General features: G+C 66.7%; 4 protein-coding genes. 1 reads left to right on the forward strand and 3 read right to left on the reverse strand.

Translation table 11 applies throughout. The features are described from left to right. The 3 genes from ACFQZ6_RS35365 to ACFQZ6_RS35375 all read right to left on the reverse strand — a co-directional run. Nucleotides 1-231, reverse strand: a 231-nt coding sequence (locus ACFQZ6_RS35365; protein WP_381619092.1) for a hypothetical protein, incomplete at its 3' end; no start/stop codon positions are given. Between the two features lie 68 nt (nucleotides 232-299). Continuing rightward, complete coding sequence (locus ACFQZ6_RS35370; RefSeq protein ID WP_381619095.1) at nucleotides 300-989, reverse strand: hypothetical protein; 690 nt, start codon at nucleotides 987-989, stop codon at nucleotides 300-302. Further along, complete coding sequence (locus tag ACFQZ6_RS35375; RefSeq protein ID WP_381617917.1) at nucleotides 952-1,941, reverse strand: hypothetical protein; 990 nt, start codon at nucleotides 1,939-1,941, stop codon at nucleotides 952-954. Before ACFQZ6_RS35375 ends, ACFQZ6_RS35370 begins: the two co-directional genes overlap by 38 nt. 524 nt (nucleotides 1,942-2,465) lie before the next feature. Between ACFQZ6_RS35375 and ACFQZ6_RS35380 the strand changes: the two genes are divergently transcribed. Beyond that, nucleotides 2,466-3,023: a tyrosine-type recombinase/integrase gene (locus tag ACFQZ6_RS35380; protein ID WP_381617920.1), complete on the forward strand. Its 558-nt coding sequence runs from the start codon at nucleotides 2,466-2,468 to the stop codon at nucleotides 3,021-3,023. The last annotated feature ends 179 nt before the right edge of the window (nucleotides 3,024-3,202 follow it).

Genomic DNA, 3,202 nt, shown 5'->3' on the forward strand with positions numbered 1-3,202 from the left:
CGCCAGCCCCGACTGCGGGCCTGTGGTGACGATGTCCGCCAGCCGTGCGGCGATGCCCGGGACGGCGTCGTCCGGGATCAGGTCCGCCTGCTGGCCGGTCACCGCTGCGGCTGCGCCGCATACCCACCGTGCCTGCACCTGTAGCAAGTCGCGCACATCGAGGTACTCGGGTACGGATTCGGCGGCGCTCCGCGCGTCTTTTCTACGGCCGGCAAGGATGAGGTGATGCACTGCGCGGTTTGTCTCTCCGGCACGGTTGAACACTTCGCCGTAGCGCTGATGGGCGAGGAGTTCGTCGGTTAGGGCACCGGATATCCGGTCTTGCCACAGCCACTGGTGGGAGGCGCGGGAAGCGTCCGGCAGCTTGCCGTCGGCCAGAACGCCTCCAGGGCGCTGACGGCCGGGTCGAAGGAGAGATCGATGAGTCGTGCGCCCTTGGCGCCGACCGTGCGGGCCGACTGCATGGCCCGCGACGAATGCCCGAAACCGAGGTTGTACTGGTCGGACAGGTAGGAGATGGCCCGCAGGGCGTGCCTGGCATCGCCTCCCAGGCCCTCGCGCGTCGCAGCCAGTACGGCGCGCCGGTAGGCCTCGATGGCTTCGTCTCCGAGGTCGGCCAGGGCCAAGGCGCGTCCGCGGCGCATGTGCACCAAGACCGCGAACCGTTCCGGTATGCGGCCGCCCAGCGCACGCCGGTCGAGGTCGGCATAGGCCTTATCCGGGCTGTGTCCGGAGCGGATGGCCAGGTCTGCCAGGCAGCATTCCAGCCGAACACGCAAAAGACCTGTCTGGGCAGTGACGAGTCCGGCAGTCAGATCGGACAGCCCCGCCGGGTCATCGTCGGGATCTTCGTCGACAACGATTTGCTCGATGACGGCCAGTACCAAGCGGGACGCCCAGGGCTCACCGGCCTGGACCACAGTCTCAAGTGCGGCGGTCACCGGTGCGAGGTCATAGCCGTATTCGAGCCAGTCCGCCAGCGCCTTCAAGACCACATAGGTGTCGGGTGCCGTGCCCCCCCGCGTCGGAAGCCAGTTGCTCCATCTGGTTGTCCAGAAAGACGCGGTCCCCGGCCTCGTACCGGTCCAGCAGCAACTCCGCCGCGACAGCGAATGCCGCACCATGCTGTCCGGCAGACACCAGCAGGTCACGCTGCTGGATGCGGAGCTGACCGGCATGCCCCGTAAACGACACTCCTTCCAGCTCCTGTGCCAGTGCCCCGAAGAGCTCAGCAGCTGGCTCAGGTTCCGTATCCGCGAGGTGCTGGGCGCGCTGCAGAGCATCGGACAGCCCCATGTGCTCAAGCGGATCGTTGAGAAGGGCGTACCCGTGCGGGAGGGACGGAACCGGAGGGGTCTCCACCCCGCAGAATGCCTTGGCCCACTCCGGACCGAACACGCCCGCGACAAGATGCGGGCGCTCCCGCAGGAACCGAGACAGGGCACCTGCGTCGTACAGATCGACTTCTATGTCGCCCTGGTACTCCTCCTGCAGGGCCACGAGCTCGTCCTCTACCTTCGTATCGTCGACGACACACCCTGCTGCCAGAACGAAACGCACCGCGTCGAACCGTCGCTCGGACCATCCTTCCTCAGGGGTGGCCGTGCGGGGTGGGCCGGCGAAGTCGGTGACGGCCGCACGGAGGGCGGGCGCGGAGAGGGAGACGATCCTGCGTACCTGGTAGACGTGCGTCTTCCCTCTTTTCCTGCCGATGAGGTCGAGCCCACCCTGATCCTGTCCGGATCGGCCGTAACCGCGGATGTCGTTCATCCCGTCGACAAGCCACATGACCTCGCCGACCACACGCTCGAACACGGGTGGTGAGAGCTGTCCGAAGGGCAACACGGCGGGGGCTGAAAGCGGCGGCGTGAAGGCAATCTCATTGCGTCGGCTGACAAGTGTGCTCAGCCGGACTTCCTCAGAGGACCGTTCAGAACCCATCGAGCACCCCTCGCTTGCCGCCTACCTATGGGCGCTTGTTCAACTCAGGCACATCCATTATCTCGGGGAAAAGTGGGCGATGAGGGATGTTTGTTCTGGTTGTCGCCTGGGGGATGGTACTGATCGGAGTGCGGTACGCGCCGCTGGGCGTGGTGGTTGTGTTTGTCACGTGGATGCCGATTTTGTGGCGGAGCGTGCTGTTTCTCCGGTGACCGGTGTGGTGCGGTGGGTGGTGGTGGACGCCGGCTCGTTTGATCTGCACACCGAGGCGGTGGCCTACCTCGCCTCGCTGCGGGCGCGGGGCTGCTCGCCGAACACCGAGCGCGCCTATGCGGGGCGGGTCGCCCTTTACTTGAGTTACTGCGGGGTGCGGCGGCTGGACTGGCGGATCCCCAGCTTCCTGGATCTGGCCGGGCTGGAGCAGTGGCTGCTCGAGACCCCTGTCCAGCACCGGGCCGGCCAGGCGCGGCCGGGTCCGGCCCGCTACCGCTCCCGGGGGAACGGCGAACGCGATCATGACGGTAGTGGGGGAGTTCCTGCGGTTCGGCGCTGCGCACGGCTGGGTGCCGGCCGACACGGCTGGGCTGCTGTCGCAGCCGAAGTTGCTGCGTTTCACCCCGCCCGGCTTCGATACCGGCGAGTCGGGCCGGCGGCGCCAGGTCGAGGCAGCCGTGTTCCGCTTCAAGGTCACCGAGCCGGGCTATGAGGACCTCAGCGATGAGCAGATCCGCCGGATGATCGCTGCGGCTCCGAGTGCCCGGGACCGTTTCCTGATCGCGTTGCTGGCGTGTACAGGGCTGCGGATCGGTGAGGCGCTCGGGCTGCACCGCGGCGACATGCACCTGCTGGCCTCCTCCCGCGCTGTGGGCTGTGGTATCGAGGGCCCGCACGTGCATGTCTGCCGCCGCATGGACAACCCCAACCATGCTCTGGCGAAGTCCCGCCGTCACCGCTTCGTGCCGGTCACCGCCGACCTTGTGGCCCTCTACACCGACTACCAGTACGAACGCGACGATGTGTCCGAGGCTGCGGAGTCGGATGTGATTCCGGGGTTCGTAGTTGGTGTGGTGGGTGGGGTGTGAGCTGGGGTGTTGGAGGTTTTCTGAGAAGGGGGCAGGCGTTTCCTGGGTGCTTCGGCGGTGCTGGCCAGGCTTCTGGTCTGCGGTTGTTGGGGGTTCGTTGATAACGGTGGTGTGGTGTTGGTGATGGTGTCCGGCGTCTAAAGGGCTGGTGCGGGTTTGTGCTGGTCAGCGGCTTGTCG

The sequence above is a fragment of the Streptomyces flavalbus genome (assembly GCF_042674625.1).
Classification (GTDB): Bacteria; Actinomycetota; Actinomycetes; order Streptomycetales; family Streptomycetaceae; genus Streptomyces; species Streptomyces flavalbus.

Bases quoted from the DNA above. Each gene is read 5' to 3' on its own strand.
- ACFQZ6_RS35375 (WP_381617917.1), bottom strand. From the start codon at position 1,941: ATGGGTTCTGAACGGTCCTCTGAGGAAGTCCGGCTGAGCACACTTGTC.